This window comes from Streptomyces lushanensis (assembly GCF_001700515.1).
GTDB lineage: Bacteria > Actinomycetota > Actinomycetes > Streptomycetales > Streptomycetaceae > Streptomyces > Streptomyces lushanensis.
The window spans coordinates 1-1,150 of the sequence record NZ_MAUD01000594.1; the positions used below are offsets into that span (position 1 = coordinate 1).

1 protein-coding gene is annotated in these 1,150 nt (G+C 72.6%); it reads left to right on the top strand.

The features are described from left to right. Positions 1–328 precede the first annotated feature (328 nt). Positions 329–1,150: SDR family NAD(P)-dependent oxidoreductase (locus BFF77_RS31680; protein ID WP_066956943.1), on the top strand; the 822-nt coding region annotated here is incomplete at its 3' end.

The window sequence follows — 1,150 nt, forward strand, 5'->3', positions numbered from 1 at the left end:
CCTCCTTCGTCACGGAGGCCGGCGCCCCGGGCCTGAAACCGGCCTGATCCCGGCCGCCCGCCCCAGGACAGGGCCCCGTCCCGCCGGACGGGGCCCTTCCTGTCGTCCCGTGCGGACCACGCCCGTCCCGCCGTCCCGTGCGCGCCCCGCCGCCCCATGCGTCTCCCGCCGTCCCATCCGCGTCCCGCCGTCCCATCCGCGTCCCGCCGTCCCGTGCGTGCGCCAGTCTGGACTTGCTGGTCCAATTTCAAAGTGCCACCGTGAGCCGAGTGGACCGAACGGTCCAGTAAAGCCCGTAGGTGACAGTGCGGACGGAAGAGGGAGTGCCATGGACCTGCGACTGAACGGCAAGCGCGCGCTGGTGACCGGATCGAGCACCGGACTCGGTGAGGAGATCGCCAAGGTGCTGGCGGCCGAGGGCGCGGCGGTCGTGGTCCACGGCCGCGACGAGGCCAGGGCCACGGCTGTCGCCAAGGCCATCCGCGAGGCCGGCGGCGAGGCCGCCGTCGCGATCGGCGATCTGGCCACGGACGCCGGTGCCGACGCGGTGAGGACGGCCTCCGCCGCCGGTGGACCTGTCGACATCCTCGTCAACAACCTCGGTGTCTACGACCCGGCGGCGGCCTGGTCCACCCTCTCGTCCGCCGACTGGTCCGCCATCTACGACACCAATGTCGTCTCCAGCGTGCGGACGATCCAGCGTTTCGTGCCGGACATGCGGGAGCGCGGCTGGGGCCGGGTCATCCAGATCAGCAGCGTCCTCGGCGAGCGGCCCATGGCGAGCCAGCCGCACTACGCCGCGACCAACGCCGCCCGTGACAATCTCGCCACCTCCCTGGCCCGCGAACTGAAGCACACCGGGGTGACGTCCAACTCGGTCGCGGCGGGCGGCATCCTCACCGCCACCACGGAGGCCTATCTGCTCGACCTGGGCCGGCGGAACGGCTGGGGCGAGACCTGGGAGGAGATCGAGCCCAAGGCCGTCGAGGCGCTGGCCGCCAACGACGCCGGCCGTATCGGCCGCCGGCGCGACTACGCCGACCTCGTCGCGTTCCTGGCCAGCCCGCTGTCCGGCTACATCACGGGCACGACCTTGCGCGCGGACGGCGGGTGGTACGGCCTCCAGTACGAGGCGGCCGAGGTGATGCGC